Source organism: Flavobacterium lacustre (assembly GCF_027474525.2).
GTDB lineage: Bacteria > Bacteroidota > Bacteroidia > Flavobacteriales > Flavobacteriaceae > Flavobacterium > Flavobacterium lacustre.
The window spans coordinates 2,248,390-2,266,983 of sequence record NZ_CP114882.2; the positions used below are offsets into that span (position 1 = coordinate 2,248,390).

The window sequence follows — 18,594 nt, forward strand, 5'->3', positions numbered from 1 at the left end:
TCTAAAAAAACAAGGTTTTTTTATGTTTATAAAATATTGATTTTTAGAGTTTTGAAAAGTATCTTTATTTGTTGTTTATATTAAGTCTAAATAAGTTTTGTTAATTCAAATGTGGGTTTTATATTTGCACTGTTATTTTTAATTATTCCAAATAAACGATATGAAATATATTTTGTTCCCCACGTTAACCTTATTATTTAGCTTGTCAGTTTTCGCCCAAGAAACTGCAAATGTATCTGACGATAGTAAGTATGATGAAACTGTAACTTCCCCTTTTGATACTGTAAAAAATAAAAAAGGCCAAGTTCTTAAAGAAGTTATTGTTACTGCGAATAAAGAGAAAAAGCCGGTTTCTGCTCTAAGATCAGGTTTGAAACCAATGGATACTCCACAAAGTGTACAAGTAATAGGCGCTGAAATTATTGGACAACAACAAAGCATCCGATTGAGTGATGTCGTAAAAAATGTAAACGGTGTGTATGTTGGTTCTGCTCGTGGTGGCGCACAAGAATCGTTTTTTTCACGCGGATATGATATGTCTGCCAATAATATGTTTAAAAACGGATTCCGCTATAATGCAGGTTCTATTCCTGAAGTTTCTTCCTTAGAAAAAGTCGAGGTTTTAAAAGGGAGTGCTGCTTTATTATTTGGAAATGTAGCTCCGGGAGGAATATTGAATATGGTGACAAAATCACCTTCTTTCAAAAAAGGGGGAGAAATCAGCATGCAAATGGGAAGTTATTCGTTTTACAAACCTTCAATAGACATCTACGGTCCATTAAATAATACAATTGCCTACCGATTCAATGGTTCTTATGAAAATTCAGAAAGCTTTAGAGATGTTGTAAAAAGAGAACGTTATTATGTTAATCCGTCGGTTCTTTTTAAAGTGAGCGGTAAAACGGAAATTACTTTGCAAGGAGATTATTTACATGACGATTGGACGCCTGATTTTGGAACAGGAATCATCGGTAAAGAAATTGTTGATCTTCCTCGTAACTTATATTTAGGTGCGAATTGGTCTAACGGACAAACAAAACAATCATCGGTTTCCGGATTGGTAAATCATGAATTTAGTAAAAATTGGAAATTGAATTTCAATACTTCTTTTCAAAATTACAGCCGAACTTCAAAAGGAACTGAGCGTGTTCAACCTGCCGCAAATGGTGATTGGAGCAGACCTCTTGGACAAAACAAAAATTTAGAACAAATCATTGGAGAGCAATTGAGTTTACAAGGATGTTTTACTACCGGAAAAATCAAACATCAATTATTCACCGGTGTTGATTTTGAAAACTCTTTTGCGCAAGCGTACACATTCACTTTTAGCCCGACTATATACGGAAGCGGGAATATTTTTGATTTCGAAAATTTTAATCAAGGAACCGGAATTCCTGACGGGACGAATACCAGAATAGTAAAAACAACAACCAATCGTTTTGGAGTTTATGCTCAGGATTTAATCTCGATTACTGAACAGTTCAAAGTATTGGCAGGATTGCGTTGGTCTTGGCAAGAAGCTCAAGTTGATACGCACGATTTGACTAAAACTCCGGTGGTTATCACGGAAGCTAATAAGCTTAAAGATCTTGCTTTTTCTCCAAAATTAGGACTTGTATTTCAACCTACAAAAAACATGTCTTTATTTGCAAGTTATGCCAACTCTTTTACACCAAACACAGGAACAACGGTTCAAGGTGATGCAATAGAACCTTCTATCATTGACCAGTTTGAAGTTGGGGTTAAAAAAGATTTTTGGAGAGGAATCTTGAGTACAAATGTTACTTTATACCAAATTGTAAACAGCAATTTAGCTCAAACTGCCCAATTTAAAGCAGACGGTTCAGACAATACGGATACCTCAATCAAAGTTTTGAGTGGTGAAACAACCAGCAAAGGAATTGAAATTGACATTACTGCTAAACCAACAGCTGGTTTAAATATTACCGCAGGTTACAGTTATAATGACATGCGTTACACTAAAACTTCGGGATTAAACGGCAGCTTTATCGAAGGAGACCGCTTGGTTAGAACTCCAGCAAATACAGCTAATTTAAGCTTTTTCTACACCTTGCCTTCAGGGGTTTTAAAAGGGGTGTCTTTTGGAACTATGGCTAATTATATAGGGAATCGAGTAGGAGGATGGAACAGTCAAATTGTAATTAATCCAACCACTCAGGTGCAAACTATTAATGACAGAGAAATTCCGCTTGAAGGCTACACAACAATAGATTTGTCTGCAGGATATGAGTGGAAACAATTTTCGATTTTGTGTAAACTATCCAATATTACTAATGAGTTGAATTATACCGTACACGAAAATTATAGTGTGAACCCAATTGCACCTCGCCAAGTGATGACCAGCATAAAATATAAATTCTAATTGCCCCCTTATTATTTATAACTGCGTCAACCATTAGAAAAGACTAATCTTATTAAACATGAAAAAAATTAACTTTCGGAATTTACATCGCGATTTAGGGTATTTCTATATCGGACTCATTGTTTCTTTCGCTTTCTCCGGACTTTTGATGAACCACAGAGAAGCGTGGCATCCTGATAAATATACGACTCAAACCAAAGCGATTGAAGTCAAATTGCCTGCCGAAAGTGAAATCAATGAGCAGTTTGCGGAAGATTTAGGAAAACAACTGGGCATTCAAGACAAAATGAGACGGCACATGGTTAAGAAAGGAGAATTTAAAATATCCTTCGAAAACAATGACGTTGAAATTGATATGAAAACCGGAAAAGGGGAGATTGTCACTTTTATAAAAACGCCAATCATCAGTCAAACAATGAAACTACACAAAAGCACCTCTAATTTCTGGATTTACTATTCTGATATTTTTGCGATAAGCCTTATCATCATTGCGTTGACTGGTACGATAATGGTAAAAGCCGGAAAATTCAGTTGGAAGCAAAGAGGATGGAAACTAGCAGTTGCCGGAGTTGTTTTTCCTTTATTATTCTTAATTATATTCGGTTAAATAATAGGTTTTTGGTTTGTTAAAATCCGTGGTGACACGGATTTTTTTTGTTTAAATCCATCTGGAATTTCTAACTTCTAATAGTATTCAGTTATTTGGTGGCTTCTTTATTGATATTCATTAATCAATTGGTACTTTTTATCAATTGATAAATACTAAGTGCTTATTTATTAATGTTTTTTATTAAAATATAGAGGGTTAGTTGTTTATTTTTTGATGAATTTCAATTGAATTTTAATGAGATTTATATATGCATTGATGAATTTCATCAATTGATAGGTAGTTTTAATTGATTTTTAAATGTTGAATAAAAAAAATCCCATCTCCTTTTACAGGAAATGGGATTGTTAATTCTAAAGGTTTTAACGGTTATTTCAACCCCGCCAAACTATGTTCTATTGTTTCAATTTTTGCCAAAGCATCGGTTTCTTTTTGTCTTTCGTTTGCCAATACTTTCTCCGGCGCACCAGCTACAAATTTCTCATTTGCGAGTTTATTTTGAACTGATTTCAAGAAACCTTGCGTGTAAACCAATTCAGCAGTAAGTTTAGCAATCTCCGCTTCTACGTCAATATTTCCAGTGATTGGGATGAAATACTCATTCGATTTTACACGGAAAGATAACGCACCGTCCACTTTATCCGAAACATATTCTAGTGAAGTGATGTTTCCTAATTTGGTCACAACCGAATCAAAATAAGTCGAAACGTTGTCATTATTCACCACCTTCAATTCAATAGTATCTTTGAACGGAATGTTCTTGTCTTTACGAATCGTTCTAATTCCGGAAATCACTTCGATGGTGTTTTCAAAATCAGCAATTAATCCTGCATTAAATGGTTTTATTGCTGGCCAATTCGAAACGATTAAAGCTTCTTCCGGCGTTCTTTCGGCAAGAATTTGCCAAATTTCCTCTGTCAGGAACGGCATAAACGGATGCAATAATTTCAAGTTATTTTCTAACATTTCAATGGCTTTCGCCAAAGTTACGCTGTCAATTGGTTGTTGGTAGGCCGGTTTTATCATTTCAAGGAACCAAGAACAGAAATCGTCCCAAACCAATTTATAAATCCCCATCAACGCATCAGAAATTCTGTATTTCTCGAAATTATCTTCAATTTCAAGAAGGGTTTGTTGCAATTTTGCTTCATACCATTCAATTGCCACTTTTGAAGATTCCGGTTGCGGAATTGTTTCCGAAACTTCCCAACCTTTGATTAGTTTAAAAGCATTCCAGATTTTATTGGTAAACGCTTTTCCTTGATTACACAATTCTTCGTCGAACATAATATCGTTTCCTGCAGAAGCGCTCAAAAGCAATCCTACACGAACTCCGTCTGCTCCAAATTTCTCAATCAAATCTAAAGGATCAGGAGAATTTCCTAATGATTTAGACATTTTACGACGTTGTTTGTCACGAACTAAACCAGTCAAATATACATTGGTAAATGGTTTTTTGCCCGTATATTCATATCCTGCAATAATCATTCGCGCCACCCAGAAAAACAAAATATCTGGTCCGGTCACTAAATCATTCGTTGGATAATAGTATTTAAAATCTTCGTTTTCAGGATTCATAATTCCTCCAAAAACAGACATTGGCCACAGCCAAGACGAAAACCAAGTATCTAATGCATCAACATCTTGTTTTAAGTCAGCAGTTGTAAGGTGTAAGTTTTTAGTTCTTTCTTTGGCTAAAGCCAAAGCATCTTCTATGTTTTCGGCAACCACGAAATCTTCTTTTCCATCGCCATAGAAATACGCCGGAATTTGTTGTCCCCACCACAATTGACGGGAAATATTCCAGTCGCGAATGTTGTTTAACCAATGCGCGTACGTATTATTAAAACGTGCCGGATGCAATTTGATTTCACCGTCTTCTAATACCGATTTAATTGCCGGTTTCACCAAATCTTCCATTTTCAAGAACCATTGGTCTGATAAACGAGGTTCGATTACGGCTTTGGTTCTTTCGGAAGTTCCTACTTTATTTAAGTGTGTTTCGGTTTTGGCCAAAGCGCCGATGGTTTCTAATTCTTTGGCGACAGCCTCACGAACCACAAAACGATCTTGTCCTTGGTAGTGTAATCCAAAACTATTCAGCGTAGCATCTTCGTTGAAAATATCAATAATCTCCAAATTGTGTTTTTCGCCTAAGGTTTTGTCATTCATATCGTGAGCCGGAGTCACTTTCAAACAACCAGTTCCAAATTCGATATCAACATATTCATCTTCGATAATTGGAATTACTCTTCCACAAATAGGCACAATCGCTTTTTTACCTTTCAAATGGGCAAAACGTTCGTCATTTGGATTAATACAAATCGCGGTATCTCCAAAAATAGTTTCCGGACGCGTTGTTGCAATCGTCAAGAAATCTTCACTTCCTTCGATTTTATATTGTAAGAAATATAGTTTTCCTTGTTGTTCTTCATAAATTACTTCTTCATCAGACAAAGTCGTTTTGGCTTCGGGATCCCAGTTTACCATTCGGTATCCGCGATAAATCAATCCTTTGTTGTATAAATCCACAAAAGAACGAATTACTGATGCTGACATATCAGGATCCATAGTAAACTTGGTTCTGTCCCAATCACAAGAGCATCCCAATTGCTTGAGTTGTTCCAGAATTACTCCTCCATATTTGTCTGTCCATTCCCAGGCATGCGCCAAAAATTCTTCCCGAGTCAAATCATTTTTATTGATTCCTTCGGCTTTTAACTTCGCTACAACCTTAGCTTCTGTTGCAATTGAGGCGTGATCTGTTCCCGGTACCCAGCAGGCGTTGAAGCCTTTTAGACGCGCTCTTCGTATTAATACATCTTGAATGGTGTTGTTCAACATGTGTCCCATGTGTAAAACGCCAGTCACATTAGGTGGTGGAATTACAATGGTATATGGTGTTCTATGATCTGGTTCTGAGTGAAAATAATTGTTTTTCATCCAGTAGTCATACCACTTGTTTTCAATAGTCTTAGCGTCGAATTGTGCAGGAATTGTCATTTTATTGTGGAATTTGATGATTCGGTTAATTGGTCAATCAGTTATATAATTAATAGATTAAACAGTTAGCCATTACCTTTGGTCTGATTTTTGTATTTTATTGGGCACAAAAGTAAATAATTAAGTACAGTATAAAAAGAGAAATAAAAATTTGTGCGTTAATTAAAAGAAAGTAACTTTACTAAATCAATTAAAAAAAATGAAATGAAAAAAATAATCACTTTAATAGCATTCGTATTTATCAGTACTATCAGTTTTGCTCAAAATGGACCGAAAATTGAATTTTCCGCAAAAGATAATACCATTGATTACGGAAAAATTTCAAAAGGAAGTGATTCTGGTATGCGAGTATTCGAATTTACAAATACCGGAAATTCGCCCTTGATTATTACCGATGTATTATCAACTTGCGGATGTACTGTTCCTACGAAACCGAAAGATCCAATTATGCCTGGGAAAAAAGGAAAAATTGAAATCAAATACAATATGGCGCCAGGTCCAATTCGTAAAACCATTACTGTAGAGTCTAATGCAGTAAACGTTGATGGTGGTAGAGTGGCCTTAAAAATAAAAGGTGAAGTAATTACCAATTAATTTTTCAATACAAGATATTAAACGCTTTTTGATTTTTCAAAAGGCGTTTTTTTTTTATAAAATATCTGTCAGCAGGAATTTGAATGATAAAATTTGACTGTTTCGTTCCACTTCAATAGTAATCCATTTTTCTTCTTCGGGTTTTAAAAGTGAATTAATTTCCTGCAACGTGTATCTGTAGGCTTTGACTTTATTAATGCTGACAATGATATCCCCTTTTTGCAAACCGGAAAGCGCAGCTGTAGAATCTTCCCTTAAATTTAAAATCTGATACACCGGTTTCAATTCAAATTTATATCTAAAATCATTTGTAATACTGATAGCTCCGGGATCAATATCTCCAGCATCACTAGGAACTGTTTGTAGTTTAACTGTTTCCTGAACCCATTGTAAACCATGATGTTGTATTTCGATGCCACTTTTATTATAGGTAAAAGGGGTGTAGAAATCATTGTTTTTCTTCAGATACAGGAATTTATTCGGATAGTCAAAAACCAAGGTAAAGCGTTTCAATATTTCACCACCAACAGAACCCAAACGGCCCGGTATCATTTTTACGTTTTTTATCGAACTGGTATCCGGAAAAGCCACTATAGGATTTTTAAATTCAAATCCATTCAAAGAAAATTGATCGATTCGGGCTCTTTTTCCAAAAACTTCACCACTAAAACCTTGTCCTAAGTAATCTTCAAAATTTTTCTCGGGTATTTGTATCGCTTTCGAAAGATTCTGAAAAAGCCAAAGTGCATCGCTGTTGCCAATATCAATTAATAATTTAGCCGGTAATTCAACTTCTTTAAGAATGATTTTAGTCATTAAATAAGGCTTGTTTTTTTCAAGGGTAATAGGGATTTTAGTGTACTTTTTTGCTGATTTATTTCTGTTTTTTTCGTTGTTGTTATAAATGACAACTTTCTTTTTTTCGTAGTTAATTTCTACTAAATTATTTTTTAAAAAGTTGTAGCCTATAATCCCATTTACAGGGATTCCCACATGAGAAGAAAGATTAAAATCTTGATTTAAAATGACGTAAAGGGTATGGTTTGTAGATTTTATTCCGTGGGATTCTAATATATTGCGGGTTGATTTTAGGCCTTCAACAGCATCTGAACTGCCAAGTCCTCGTAAGGTTATTTTTTCAACATTAAAAAAACTGACTTCTTTTTTGTCTTCCAGACCAAACAAAATGGTTTCTTCGACTCCGGAATCCAGCAAGAAATTCAATTCTATACCATTCACTTTGATGGGGATAAAGATGAGATTGTTAATTAACTTAAAAGGAATACTGACCTTTTTATTTTGGCTGACAAAATGAAATTCATCCTGAGCTAAAAGGGGTAGGGCAAAAACAAGTAGGAAAAATATTGAGATTGTATTTTTCATTTGGAATCATTTTAATAAAATTACACAAAAAATGGATAAATTGTATGGATTTTATAACAAATACGCTTTGGTTTTGCAGAAATTTTCGAAAAAAAAATGCAATTTTGCACTTCAATAATTGAAACATGCCAGAAATATCAAACAGAGGCAAACAAATGCCTGAGTCACCAATACGAAAATTGGCCCCTTTTGCTGAAATGGCAAAGAAAAAAGGTCATAAAGTATACCATTTAAACATAGGTCAACCTGATATAAAAAGTCCAGAAGCAGCCATTCAAGCCATCAAAAATATTGACTTAACTATTATTGAATATGGTCCTTCAGCTGGTTATGAAAGTTACAGAAAAAAATTAGCTGAATTTTACATCAATCAAAATGTAAAAGTATCTTTTGAAGACATCATGATCACAACAGGTGGTTCTGAAGCGCTTCTATTTGCTTTGGGAAGTATTATGGATCAGGGAGATGAAATCATTATTCCGGAACCTTTTTATGCTAATTACAGTGCGTTTTCAGCAGAATCCGGCGCTACTGTAGTTCCGGTAGTTTCAACTATTGAATCCGGATTTGCATTGCCTCCTATTGAGGAATTTGAGAAATTGATTACGCCAAAGACCAAAGCAATTTTGATTTGTAATCCAAGTAACCCAACGGGTCATTTGTATTCTGAATCAGAAATTTTACAATTGGGTAAGCTGGCGAAACAATACGATTTGTTCCTGATTGCAGATGAGGTTTATAGAGAATTTATATACGATGACGATATTCATTATTCTGTGATGAATCTTGAAGGATTAGAACAAAATGTCATCATGATAGATTCTGTATCTAAGCGATATAGTATGTGTGGGGCAAGAATTGGTTGTATGGTTACAAAAAATAGAGAGGTGATATCGGCAGCAATGAAATTTGCTCAAGCTCGTTTGTGTCCGCCAACAATTGAACAAATAGCTTGTGAAGCAGCAATAGATACTCCGCAGCGTTATTTTGACGAAGTAATTTCAGAATACAAAGAGCGAAGAGATACTCTAATTTCAGAATTGAATAAAATTGAAGGTGTGATTGTAACCAAACCTAAAGCTGCATTTTACTGTATTGCACAACTTCCTGTTGACAATACAGATGATTTTGCACAATGGCTTTTAGAAAGTTATGATTTGAATGGGGAAACTGTTATGGTGGCTCCCGCTGCCGGTTTTTATTCGACACCAGGAATGGGACTCAATCAAGTGCGTATTGCTTATGTTCTTAAAAGAGAAGATTTAGTAAGTGCAGTTCGTATACTTAAGGAGGCTATTCCGGTATACAATTCAAGAAAGAACTAAGAAATACCGAATATACATTTACAAAATCGGTCCGAAAGTACTTTTCGGACCGATTTTTTTATTAAAAACAGTTCAATTAATGAAATGTACCATCAACATAAAACCAACTCTCGTTTTCGAATATAAAAGTAGATTTTTCATGATGAATGTATGATTGTTGTTGTTCGCTATTTAGATAATAGGCTTTGAATTCTACTGTATTTTCAGTTGTTTTCAGAATCTCTAATCGCAACCATTGATTAGCAGTTGCCCAATCTAAAATGTCTTTTTTAGAATGGTGTTTTCTTTGCAAAATGTGTGTTGTAGCGACTAAATAATCGGCATTATGAGTGGCATAAGCAGCGTATCTGGAACGCATCAAAGCTTCGGCGGTTGGTGCTTTTTGAATTCCGTTTATATAGATTTCGCAGCATTCTTTGAACGCTTTTGAAGCTCCACAATAGCATTTTTTAGAAATCATTTTGTTTTTAATAAATGAAGTTGAATTTATAAGCCAAATTGTCCGTCTAAGGCAATCATTTTTTGTTGCAATTGATTCAACAGTACTTGATATTTACTGATTTCGATCAAGTCTTCATCCTCTTCAGAATGATCCAACAGTTCATCTAGTTCTTCACTAACATCTACCAGCTTGTTATTTGCCTCTTTGTAGTTTTTATGAGCAATCAAATCAATGATTTCCTGAACGCCGTTTTTGAATTCGCTGAATTTATTATTTTCCATTATATATTGCTTTAATTGTTCTCTGAAGCTTTAGTTTCGTTAAATTTTTTAACTATTTGTTTCAACTTTTCTTTACGAAGGATTTCGGCATTTTTTACTTTATCTTGTGCTTTATGCAACTTATCGTTATGCTTTTTTATATTTCGTTCGTTATTTCTGCCCATGGTATTTATACTTTTATTTTTTAATCAATAGGGCAAAGGTAGAAATTAGTTCTGTTGTTTCTTGTATTGGTTTAAATAATAGAAAAAAACAGGGTAAAATACAGTTAATTATCTAGCTTCTCTATTATTTTATTGCTCAATACGTATAAGGAATTAATAAATTTCTTAATTTTAAAATATTAATATAAAATTTTGGTTTAACAGTATTTAATAAATATTTCAGTTGCTGAAAAATTATATTTGTAAATTAGCGAATAATCAGCTTTGCCCTAAGCCTATCAAATTAATAAATGAGTACCGAAACTAAGTGGTCAAATTTCGTAGATTGGTTTGTAATTAGACCTAAAACTTCAGGATTTTTAATTTTCCTGGTTTTTAGTGTTGGAGTTGTTTTTCTCAATACACTTCGGTATCAGATATTGAAAGACAGCGAGCAAAATGAAATGAATATTATTCTTAAAAATATTCATCAAAATATTGAAGAATCTCTTAGAACCAGTTACGGAACAACAGTTTCATTAGCACTTTGTATTGATGACAATGGTATTCCACAGAATTTTGAAGAGATATCACGTAAACTTATAGAATCAAATCCAGTTGTAAGTGCTGTTGAATTAGTGCCAAACGGAGCTATAAAGTACATCTATCCATTAAAGGGAAATGAGGCCGCATTAAATCTAAATATTTTAGATTCCTCAACACTTCAACAAGAAGCTAGAAAATCAATAAAAACCCAACAAATTTATTTTGCCGGTCCGTTAAAGTTAAAACAAGGAGGAATGGGCATTGTTGGTAGAATACCTGTTTACAATCAAAATAAGTTTTGGGGATTTACCGCTGTAGTTATTAAATTTGAAACGTTACTAAATACTGCCGGAATCAACTCTCTAGATCAAACCAAGTATTATTTTCAGTTTTCTAAGGTAAGTCCTATTACGAATAAAGAAGTATTTTTTCTGCCGATTCAAAGTGATTTGTCTAAAGACCAGTATGTTTCTTATGTCATGCCTCAGAGTGATTGGAAGCTTTATTTGATCAAAAAAGAAACAAATAGTTTTTTGCATATTTTTATATTACCATTGCTTTTTGGGATTATTATTGCCGCTTTTTTAGGTGTTTTGACCACTAAGTTATTAAATAAACCAAAAAAATTACAGCTTTTAGTTGATGCCCAAGTAAATGAACTTCAGAAAAATGAAATGAAGTTTAAGTCTATATTTGATCAAGCCACTGTGGGTTTTGCAATTGTTGATGCAAATTCGGGTGATTTAGTTCAGGTCAACGAAAAATATTGTAGCATGTTAGGCTATTCTGAAGAAGAGATAAACAAGAAAAACCTAACTTTATTTACGCATCCGGATGATGTTTCGATAAGTTTATTACATTTAAAAAACCTCAGGGAGGGTGTTGTTCGAGAGTACTCTTCGGAAAAGCGATATGTGACAAAAACGGGAGAAATTATTTGGGTAAGTTTGACGGTTTCTCCACTTTGGAAAGTAAATGAAAAACCTACAGTAAATATTGCTTTTATAAAAGATATCACAATAACAAAACAAGCTCAGGAATTAATAAAAAAAAGTGAAACACGATTTAGATCCCTTTTTGATAATTCGCTTATGCCGTTATGGGAAGAGGATTTTTCTGGAGTGAAAAACTATCTTATTGAGCTGGATTTAATGAATAAAAGCCCCGAGTATGTTTACTCTTTTTTTAATGAAAATCCAGATGAATTTTACAAATGCATTTCGTTAGTTAAAATTATTGATGTTAATTATGAGTGTTTAAAACTTCATAAAGTCAAAGATAAAGCTACATTAATGGACAATCTAAGTCAATTAATTGACTCTGGGTCGTTTGATGAAGTAAAGAAACAATTGGTTGCCATTTCTCAAAATGCGAAACAATTTAGTATTGATTCGAGAATAAAAAATATGAATGGAGAATATCGCGATATTAATTTGAGATGGAGTGTTATTCAAGGTTACGAAGAATCGTTTGAAAGAGTAATCCTTTCTACCGAAGATATCACAGAGCGAAAAACTTCTGAAAAAATAATTATTAATTCTCAAAAAAATATAAAATCATTAATAGACACTATTGATGGTATTGTATGGGAATTTGATTTAGTAACTGCTACTTTGACTTTCATCAGTAAAAAAGTGGAGAAAATATTGGGCTATTCTGTAAAAGAATATTTGTCATGCTCCACTTTTTGGGAAGACCACATCTATTCTGAGGATAAAAAATGGGTTTTAGAATACTCAGCATCTTTAAATAAAAAAGGTTTAAACCATGATTATGAATACCGAATGGTTAATAAAAAAGGCGAAATAGTATGGATTAGAGATATCATAAATTTTGTTTTTGAAAATGATGTGCCAGTAAGTTCTCGTGGAATTATGATTGATATTACCAAAATGAAACAGGCCGAAAATGATTTAAGCAGCTCTTTAGATTTAGTCACAGAACAGAACAAGAGATTACTTAATTTTTCTTATATTGTATCTCATAATTTAAGATCCCATTCCAGTAACATTGAATCTATAACTTCATTGATAGAATTTTCGGAATCAGAAGAGGAAACGTTGGAAATGGTACAATTACTAAAAAAAGTTACCCAGTCGCTTAATGATACCATGCACAATCTTAATGAAGTTGTTAATATAAAAGCAAATATAGATATTGTATACGAATCTTTGAATTTGAAGCAATATAGTGAGGAAGCCATTGCCATTCTTACGGAACAAATTGCGATAAAAGATGTTCAAATAATAAATAATATTCCATCCGATGTTGTTGTAATGTACAATCCGGCTTATATGCAAAGTGTTTTTCTTAATTTGATTTCAAATGCTATTCGGTACAGTCATCCGGATCGCAAACCAGAAATTACAATTGATTTTTATACGGAGAAAGATAAAAAAGTGCTTCAAATCACGGATAATGGAATTGGGATTGATCTTCACAAAAATGGAGATAAAATATTTGGTATGTACAAAACATTCAGCACTAATTCTGATTCAAAAGGGATTGGGTTGTTTATCACCAAAAATCAAATTGATGCTATGGGCGGTAGTATCTCTATAGAAAGCGAACCCAATATAGGGACCACATTTAAAATCTATATTTAATGAAAAAAAAAGAGATATGGATAGTTGATGATGACAATATATACCAAATAATTGTCCGTAAAATCATTAGTAAAATAGAGTTGTTTTCATCTTTTTCTTCCTATAAAAACGGAAAAGATGCTATTGATGCTTTGAAAAAAGCAATCGAAAACAACGAAAATATACCAGATGTCATTTTATTAGATATTAATATGCCTATCATGGACGGATGGGAATTCATGGATGAAATAGTATCCTATAAATCAAAACTAAAGCAAAAAATAGCCATTTATATAGTTAGTTCATCAATTGCAGTTCAAGATAAAGATAAAGCTAAAACGTATACCGAAATTTTAGGTTTCTTGTCAAAACCCATTACTATGGATGCTTTGTATGAAATCGTATCCGAAATTTAAGCTACTTGTATTTCTCTTTTTATTTCTTCTAATGTTTTATTGGTAAAAATTAGTTCTTCAATGATTTGTTGTCTCAAAACAGTTAAATCATCATATTCAAAATACTTAGCCCAAGAAGTCAGATTTTGTAAATTTCTAATTTGTTTGATTCTTTTTGTCGTTTCAAAACTGGTGCGAAGTAATGCTTTATGATCGTAGTTGGGATTATTTTTGTGTTGGTAATTGACTGTGTTTTTTAAATAATCCGCTTCTAAATAATACAATTCTTCCAGAGCATTATCTGGATAAAATTCTGTCCAAGCGGCAAAACCTACTTTTGTTTTAGAATCTGTTTCGGGTTCCATTGGTTCTAAACGCCATTTGCTGTTAGCCAATCGTCCCCAATGATTTGATAATCGGTACATTCCGATTGTGGTGTAATAATAGCAACTGCCAGATTTACTTTGGAATTGCAATTTTAAATTCTCGATAGATTTTAAGTTTTGTTCCTTAAAAACACAAAAGGTGTTTTTGAATGAATTAGGGTTGGGTCGAAATGTTTTTTCCATAAAACAAAGATAATGAGAAAGCCTGAAAGCGCATAAGAGAAACAATAATTGATTAACTTTGCAAAATTAAATCTTTAAATTAAATTGATTATGACCAAGCCTTCTCATGAAAAAATGTTACAAAAAGGAATTTTTACCGGAATAATGGAGCAAGATGAAAACGGCAATTTTTTTTGTGGTGAATATCTTTTAGACTATAAGATGGCACAAGCCCATACTATTGGAGACTGGATTACAATAAAATCAATTATCGAAAATCCAAGCGATATCAGTTACAATAAATACCCAAAAAAGTCAAAAAACTTCGATAAAGCCAATAATAAACCGCAACAGTAGTCTTTTTTTTTATTCCAAAAAGAGTTCAATTTTCGATTATTTTTTTTGGATAAACTAAAAAGTTAAAAAAAAGTGTACCTTTGCAAAAAATTTGTCGATTTTGAATTTAAATGATATTGAATTCATGTTAAAAGACAAGTAGTTACCTTATTTATGAAAAAAATAGTTGAATACCGCAAACTGCTAAATGTAGACAAAACTGCTGAGCTTAAAGATTTAAAAACGATTTACCGTAATGCGATGAAAGAAGCGCATCCGGATAAATTTCAAGGCGATGAAATCGGATTGAAAGCTGCTGAAGAAAACAGTAAAAAAATTATTGAAGCATATCATTTCTTGGTAAGCATCAATCCTGAAACAATCAAACAAAACTTACCTGAATACACAGAAACTATTTCAACTTCTACCATTACGGATTATAAATTCGTAGAAGGAAGATTGATCATTAACTTTTCTAACGGTAGTGTTTATGAATACATTAGTGTTCCTAAAGCGACTTACGTGAAAATGGTAAATGCTGATTCTCCAGGAAGATTTGCAAAAAGACATATCTTAAATTCTTTTACTTGGAGAAAAACAATCAACCAAGACTAAGCTGGTTTTTTAGATAAAAATTCAAAAGCACTCCTTAAAAGAGTGCTTTTTTTATGGGATGAAAGGCTGTTTTTTACTTTGAGAATAATTTTTAGAAAATACCCACTTTTAGTGATTGTGTAATTCACTTGTTTTTAGTATTTTAGCCATTTATTCGACCCCGAAACCTAACCAGATTATGAACAGCTCTTTCAAACTATACCAATCTCAATACAAGAAAGCCAAGGAAACTCTTGATATGTTAAAAATGCAAAAGGATGAAATTGATTTTAAATTACAATCAAGTCCTATTTGTTCTGATTTGCACAAAGCATTGCGAATGGTCAATCTAGATATCAAAATTACATTGAATGAAATAGAACATGCTGAATCAAATATCAAAGCATGTCAATTGAAAAATAATTTTTCTGATACGGAATCCCAATCTGTATAACTATAATTTAAGTTGCGGATAACGCTTTTCAGCTGTTTGTCTCTTCCTTTTTTCCTTGTTTAACAACTTACTCTTATTAACAATCTATCATTAAATTGGCTAAATAGGAAATAGTATCTTCAAAACAATTAAAAAATAAAAACTATAACAAAAATTTAGGGTATAAAATTATTGATACTTTATAATTTTAAATACTTTTGCAGACTTAAATCAATTAACTAATTTATAATGAAAAAAATAATTTTATTACTTTCTGCTACTGTTGTTTTATTTTCTTGTAGCAAAGTGGGCAAAGATGAATACATCATTTCAGGTACTGCAACAGGAATCGAAAATGGTAAAACAATTATCTTAGAGACTCAAGATGCTAATGGTATGGGTTTAGTTGCCAAGGATACTGTAAAAGTTGAGAATGGTAAATTTGAAATGAAAGGAAAAATCACTGAGCCTTCATTTTACACTATTCAATTAGAAGGAGCACAAGCTAAAATACCGTTTATTTTAGAAAATGGAGAAGTAACCATCGCCATCAATAAAGACAGTATTGCAAAATCTAAAGTTTCAGGAACTTACAATAATGATGAGTATGCTACTTTTAACGAAGAAATTACTAAAGTTCAAAAGAAATTAATTGATTTTCAAACTAAGAATACACAATTAATGAATACTGCTCAACAAACTAAAGATACTGCTGTAATCAATGGTTTGATGAAAGAGTTTTCTAAAATTCAACAAGAAGTTGGTGAAGCTTCAAAAGCGAAATATTTGACTTATGCTGAATCTCATCCAAAATCATTTATCACGGCTTTAATCGTACAAGGAATGCTTAATGACCCAAGTACTGATGTGAAAAAAGCTGAAGCAATATACAATGGTTTGGAAGAATCATTAAAAAATACTAAACCAGGTAAAGCGATTAAATTGAGACTTTCTGAATTGAAAGGTTCTGGCGTAGGAGCAACTGCACCGGCACCAGCTCCAGCTGAGAGTAAATGAAGAACGGATTTTTCCGGACCTAATCCAGAGGGAAAAACCATTTCTCTGAAGGAAAGTTTAGGAAAAGTTACTATAGTTGATTTCTGGGCTTCATGGTGTGGTCCTTGTCGTCAGGAAAATCCAAATGTAGTGGCTATTTACAAAGAGTTACATGCTAAAGGACTTAATATTATTGGTGTTTCTTTAGATAAAGATGCAAAAGCTTGGAAAGAAGCAATTGCAAAAGATAAATTAACTTGGAATCATGTTTCTAATTTGAAATTTTGGGATGAGCCTATAGCTATTCAATACAAAGTAGAATCTATTCCTGCGACTTTTATACTTGATGCGTCTGGTAAAATTGTAGCAAAAGATTTAAGAGGCGATGCGCTTAGAGCAAAAATTATTGAACTTTTGGCTAAATAAATCCTTTCTTACTATTTAAATATAAAAAATCTCCCTAGTGGAGATTTTTTTATTTTATTCAAAGCCAACTGATTAAAAATAATACCAAAATTAAGTGCAAATTTAATTTGGAAACCCGAAAACAGTTTTTATATTTGCACCCGGTTAGCCGAATAAGTTTACTTATTTAGTCTTGGGGAGATACTCAAGCGGCCAACGAGGGCAGACTGTAAATCTGCTGTGTAAACTTCGCAGGTTCGAATCCTGCTCTCCCCACTAAAACTCTTCAATTTACTTTGAAGAGTTTTTTTTTGTACTAAAATTAAAGTTGATTTTAGAAACATTTTAAGTGAATAGTGAAAAATTCTAAATGGGCATGGTAATATCGTAACTGCAGCCACAAGAATCATAACTACAGATAGGAGAATCTTAACTTCAGGTACAAGAATCATAATTACAGGTAGAAAAATCGTAACTGCAGGTAGAAGAATCATAACTACAGATAGGAGAATCGTGACTGCAGCCACAAGAATCGCAATTGCAGGTACAAGAATGGTAACTGCAGGCAGGAGAATTCTCCCTTTTCCATTTAGGAATATCTTAAATGAATATACTGTCGCATTTTTGGTTTTAATAAAGAGATGTGATCCTTGTGGAGAGCGGTGTAGTTTTGTCTCTAATATGGAGCTGAAATGGAGTTTTGGTGGTGTTATCAAAAAGTTAGTCTGTGTATTCTAACAAATCCCCGGGCTGACAATCTAATGCTTTACAAATGGCCTCTAATGTACTGAAACGAATGGCTTTTGCTTTTCCGGTTTTTAAAATGGAAAGATTAGATAAGGTTAAATCTACCATCGCAGAAAGTTCGTTCAGCGAAATTTTACGTTTTGCCATCATTACATCTAAGTTTACTATTATTGCCATAGTTTAAATTGTTAGTTCGTTTTCTGATTGAATTTCAATTCCTTTTTTGAAAATTGCTGCTATGACATAGACCACAGCTGCCATCAAAATAAACGCCTGACTGTCAATCCAAAATTGATTTAATTGGTCGATTTCGTATCCATGCTGCTGCAAGTTTTTAGCAGTTTCTCTCGCTATGTAGCTCAAAAGTCCAATAGAAAAAGTGAAATAGCTAATTTGTGTAATTTGTTTCGAAACATAATTATTGAATGGTTTTTCCAAATCGAGTTTACTGATGAGTCGGATAACGATATAAAATAAGATGGCTTTCAGGATTGAAATGACTAAAACAAAACTATACATACCGTAGAAAGCCCATTGGCTGCGATTGTACAATTCGCTTAAATCCATTTTTTGATATAAATTATGGACCATTTCAGGTTTGAGAATACTGAATATAAAATTGACTATTAAACCTCCGGCTTCAATACATAAGCCAACGAAAATGATCCAAGCCACAATACTCAGAGCTTTAAATACGAAGTTATTTTTTTTTGACATCATTGTTTCAGATTTTTAAAGTATTTGGCTAAAATAATAAATATTTATTGATAAACAATAAATATGTACTGATAAAAGTAATTTTAAAAACTCTATAGAAAGAATTGTATGTGTTTTTTGAAATAAGAAAG

Annotated in this window: 18 protein-coding genes, 1 tRNA gene and 1 pseudogene; 12 read left to right on the top strand and 8 right to left on the bottom strand. The window is 32.9% G+C overall.

All coding sequences use genetic code 11. The features are described from left to right. Positions 1-160 precede the first annotated feature (160 nt). Together O6P34_RS09790 and O6P34_RS09795 are read left to right on the top strand one after the other, a co-directional pair. Positions 161-2,383 (top strand): TonB-dependent siderophore receptor, encoded by a 2,223-nt coding sequence (locus O6P34_RS09790; RefSeq protein ID WP_269684328.1) that lies wholly within the window; start codon positions 161-163, stop codon positions 2,381-2,383. 58 nt (positions 2,384-2,441) lie between these two features. Further along, positions 2,442-2,990 carry a PepSY-associated TM helix domain-containing protein gene (locus tag O6P34_RS09795; RefSeq protein ID WP_269684329.1) on the top strand — a complete coding sequence of 183 codons (549 nt, stop codon included), beginning with the start codon at positions 2,442-2,444 and terminating at the stop codon, positions 2,988-2,990. A 369-nt stretch (positions 2,991-3,359) separates the two neighbouring features. Here the strand turns inward: O6P34_RS09795 and O6P34_RS09800 are convergent, their stop codons facing one another. Further along, entirely contained in the window at positions 3,360-5,993 is a 2,634-nt protein-coding gene (locus O6P34_RS09800) for a valine--tRNA ligase (RefSeq protein ID WP_269684330.1), read from the bottom strand. A gap of 204 nt (positions 5,994-6,197) precedes the next feature. Here O6P34_RS09800 and O6P34_RS09805 point away from each other — a divergent pair, with 204 nt between their 5' ends. Beyond that, positions 6,198-6,587, top strand: a complete 390-nt coding sequence (locus O6P34_RS09805) for a DUF1573 domain-containing protein (RefSeq protein WP_269684331.1) — start codon at positions 6,198-6,200, stop codon at positions 6,585-6,587. A 54-nt stretch (positions 6,588-6,641) separates the two neighbouring features. Here the strand turns inward: O6P34_RS09805 and O6P34_RS09810 are convergent, their stop codons facing one another. Continuing rightward, positions 6,642-7,970, bottom strand: coding sequence for a PDZ domain-containing protein (locus O6P34_RS09810; RefSeq protein ID WP_269684332.1), 1,329 nt, complete (start codon positions 7,968-7,970; stop codon positions 6,642-6,644). A 125-nt stretch (positions 7,971-8,095) separates the two neighbouring features. On the opposite strand from O6P34_RS09810, the gene O6P34_RS09815 reads away from it, so the two are divergent. Further along, entirely contained in the window at positions 8,096-9,295 is a 1,200-nt protein-coding gene (locus O6P34_RS09815; RefSeq protein ID WP_269684333.1) for a pyridoxal phosphate-dependent aminotransferase, read from the top strand. A 76-nt stretch (positions 9,296-9,371) separates the two neighbouring features. Here O6P34_RS09815 and O6P34_RS09820 read toward each other — a convergent pair whose 3' ends face one another. The 3 genes from O6P34_RS09820 to O6P34_RS09830 are packed head-to-tail and all read right to left on the bottom strand — an operon-like array spanning position 9,372 to position 10,182. Next, positions 9,372-9,755: a YchJ family protein gene (locus tag O6P34_RS09820; protein WP_269684334.1), complete on the bottom strand. Its 384-nt coding sequence runs from the start codon at positions 9,753-9,755 to the stop codon at positions 9,372-9,374. Positions 9,756-9,781: 26 nt separating this feature from the next. Further along, the gene (locus tag O6P34_RS09825) at positions 9,782-10,018 is read right to left on the bottom strand and encodes a hypothetical protein (protein ID WP_269684335.1); all 237 of its coding nucleotides are present in this window, start codon (positions 10,016-10,018) and stop codon (positions 9,782-9,784) included. Positions 10,019-10,029: 11 nt separating this feature from the next. Continuing rightward, the gene (locus O6P34_RS09830) at positions 10,030-10,182 is read right to left on the bottom strand and encodes a hypothetical protein (RefSeq protein WP_269684336.1); all 153 of its coding nucleotides are present in this window, start codon (positions 10,180-10,182) and stop codon (positions 10,030-10,032) included. Positions 10,183-10,472: 290 nt separating this feature from the next. Between O6P34_RS09830 and O6P34_RS09835 the strand changes: the two genes are divergently transcribed. Further along, complete coding sequence (locus O6P34_RS09835; RefSeq protein WP_269684337.1) at positions 10,473-13,313, top strand: PAS domain S-box protein; 2,841 nt, start codon at positions 10,473-10,475, stop codon at positions 13,311-13,313. Then, on the top strand, positions 13,313-13,708 hold the full coding sequence (locus O6P34_RS09840) for a response regulator (RefSeq protein ID WP_269684338.1): 396 nt from the start codon (positions 13,313-13,315) through the stop codon (positions 13,706-13,708). The genes O6P34_RS09835 and O6P34_RS09840 overlap by 1 nt, the downstream gene beginning before the upstream one ends. Here the strand turns inward: O6P34_RS09840 and O6P34_RS09845 are convergent. Further along, the gene (locus tag O6P34_RS09845; RefSeq protein WP_269684339.1) at positions 13,705-14,256 is read right to left on the bottom strand and encodes a hypothetical protein; all 552 of its coding nucleotides are present in this window, start codon (positions 14,254-14,256) and stop codon (positions 13,705-13,707) included. The two genes, O6P34_RS09840 and O6P34_RS09845, sit on opposite strands and share 4 nt — an antisense overlap. Positions 14,257-14,346: 90 nt before the next feature. Between O6P34_RS09845 and O6P34_RS09850 the strand changes: the two genes are divergently transcribed. From O6P34_RS09850 to O6P34_RS09875, 6 genes and pseudogenes are all read left to right on the top strand, one after another. Next, the gene (locus O6P34_RS09850; RefSeq protein WP_269684340.1) at positions 14,347-14,592 is read left to right on the top strand and encodes a hypothetical protein; all 246 of its coding nucleotides are present in this window, start codon (positions 14,347-14,349) and stop codon (positions 14,590-14,592) included. Between the two features lie 153 nt (positions 14,593-14,745). Further along, on the top strand, positions 14,746-15,186 hold the full coding sequence (locus tag O6P34_RS09855) for a KTSC domain-containing protein (protein ID WP_269684341.1): 441 nt from the start codon (positions 14,746-14,748) through the stop codon (positions 15,184-15,186). Positions 15,187-15,364: 178 nt separating this feature from the next. Further along, positions 15,365-15,619, top strand: a complete 255-nt coding sequence (locus O6P34_RS09860) for a hypothetical protein (protein ID WP_269684342.1) — start codon at positions 15,365-15,367, stop codon at positions 15,617-15,619. Between the two features lie 228 nt (positions 15,620-15,847). Beyond that, positions 15,848-16,615 carry a DUF4369 domain-containing protein gene (locus tag O6P34_RS09865; protein WP_269684343.1) on the top strand — a complete coding sequence of 256 codons (768 nt, stop codon included), beginning with the start codon at positions 15,848-15,850 and terminating at the stop codon, positions 16,613-16,615. An 18-nt stretch (positions 16,616-16,633) separates the two neighbouring features. Beyond that, a pseudogene (locus tag O6P34_RS09870) lies at positions 16,634-17,020 on the top strand (TlpA family protein disulfide reductase); the annotation flags it as partial. Between the two features lie 174 nt (positions 17,021-17,194). After that, positions 17,195-17,275, top strand: a tRNA-Tyr gene (locus tag O6P34_RS09875). Positions 17,276-17,719: 444 nt separating this feature from the next. Here the strand turns inward: O6P34_RS09875 and O6P34_RS09880 are convergent. Together O6P34_RS09880 and O6P34_RS09885 are read right to left on the bottom strand one after the other, a co-directional pair. After that, positions 17,720-17,923 carry a helix-turn-helix domain-containing protein gene (locus O6P34_RS09880; protein ID WP_269684344.1) on the bottom strand — a complete coding sequence of 68 codons (204 nt, stop codon included), beginning with the start codon at positions 17,921-17,923 and terminating at the stop codon, positions 17,720-17,722. Between the two features lie 3 nt (positions 17,924-17,926). After that, positions 17,927-18,466 carry a DUF2975 domain-containing protein gene (locus tag O6P34_RS09885; protein ID WP_269684345.1) on the bottom strand — a complete coding sequence of 180 codons (540 nt, stop codon included), beginning with the start codon at positions 18,464-18,466 and terminating at the stop codon, positions 17,927-17,929. Positions 18,467-18,594: the final 128 nt, after the last annotated feature.

Excerpts from the sequence above, each read along its gene's own strand:
- O6P34_RS09790 (WP_269684328.1), top strand. The coding sequence starts at position 161 with ATGAAATATATTTTGTTCCCCACGTTAACCTTATTATTTAGCTTGTCA.
- O6P34_RS09830 (WP_269684336.1), bottom strand. The coding sequence starts at position 10,182 with ATGGGCAGAAATAACGAACGAAATATAAAAAAGCATAACGATAAGTTG.
- O6P34_RS09825 (WP_269684335.1), bottom strand. The coding sequence starts at position 10,018 with ATGGAAAATAATAAATTCAGCGAATTCAAAAACGGCGTTCAGGAAATC.
- O6P34_RS09805 (WP_269684331.1), top strand. The coding sequence starts at position 6,198 with ATGAAAAAAATAATCACTTTAATAGCATTCGTATTTATCAGTACTATC.
- O6P34_RS09860 (WP_269684342.1), top strand. The coding sequence starts at position 15,365 with ATGAACAGCTCTTTCAAACTATACCAATCTCAATACAAGAAAGCCAAG.
- O6P34_RS09800 (WP_269684330.1), bottom strand. The coding sequence starts at position 5,993 with ATGACAATTCCTGCACAATTCGACGCTAAGACTATTGAAAACAAGTGG.
- O6P34_RS09795 (WP_269684329.1), top strand. The coding sequence starts at position 2,442 with ATGAAAAAAATTAACTTTCGGAATTTACATCGCGATTTAGGGTATTTC.
- O6P34_RS09880 (WP_269684344.1), bottom strand. The coding sequence starts at position 17,923 with ATGGCAATAATAGTAAACTTAGATGTAATGATGGCAAAACGTAAAATT.
- O6P34_RS09820 (WP_269684334.1), bottom strand. The coding sequence starts at position 9,755 with ATGATTTCTAAAAAATGCTATTGTGGAGCTTCAAAAGCGTTCAAAGAA.
- O6P34_RS09850 (WP_269684340.1), top strand. The coding sequence starts at position 14,347 with ATGACCAAGCCTTCTCATGAAAAAATGTTACAAAAAGGAATTTTTACC.
- O6P34_RS09885 (WP_269684345.1), bottom strand. The coding sequence starts at position 18,466 with ATGATGTCAAAAAAAAATAACTTCGTATTTAAAGCTCTGAGTATTGTG.
- O6P34_RS09835 (WP_269684337.1), top strand. The coding sequence starts at position 10,473 with ATGAGTACCGAAACTAAGTGGTCAAATTTCGTAGATTGGTTTGTAATT.
- O6P34_RS09810 (WP_269684332.1), bottom strand. The coding sequence starts at position 7,970 with ATGAAAAATACAATCTCAATATTTTTCCTACTTGTTTTTGCCCTACCC.
- O6P34_RS09865 (WP_269684343.1), top strand. The coding sequence starts at position 15,848 with ATGAAAAAAATAATTTTATTACTTTCTGCTACTGTTGTTTTATTTTCT.
- O6P34_RS09855 (WP_269684341.1), top strand. The coding sequence starts at position 14,746 with ATGAAAAAAATAGTTGAATACCGCAAACTGCTAAATGTAGACAAAACT.
- O6P34_RS09815 (WP_269684333.1), top strand. The coding sequence starts at position 8,096 with ATGCCAGAAATATCAAACAGAGGCAAACAAATGCCTGAGTCACCAATA.
- O6P34_RS09845 (WP_269684339.1), bottom strand. The coding sequence starts at position 14,256 with ATGGAAAAAACATTTCGACCCAACCCTAATTCATTCAAAAACACCTTT.
- O6P34_RS09840 (WP_269684338.1), top strand. The coding sequence starts at position 13,313 with ATGAAAAAAAAAGAGATATGGATAGTTGATGATGACAATATATACCAA.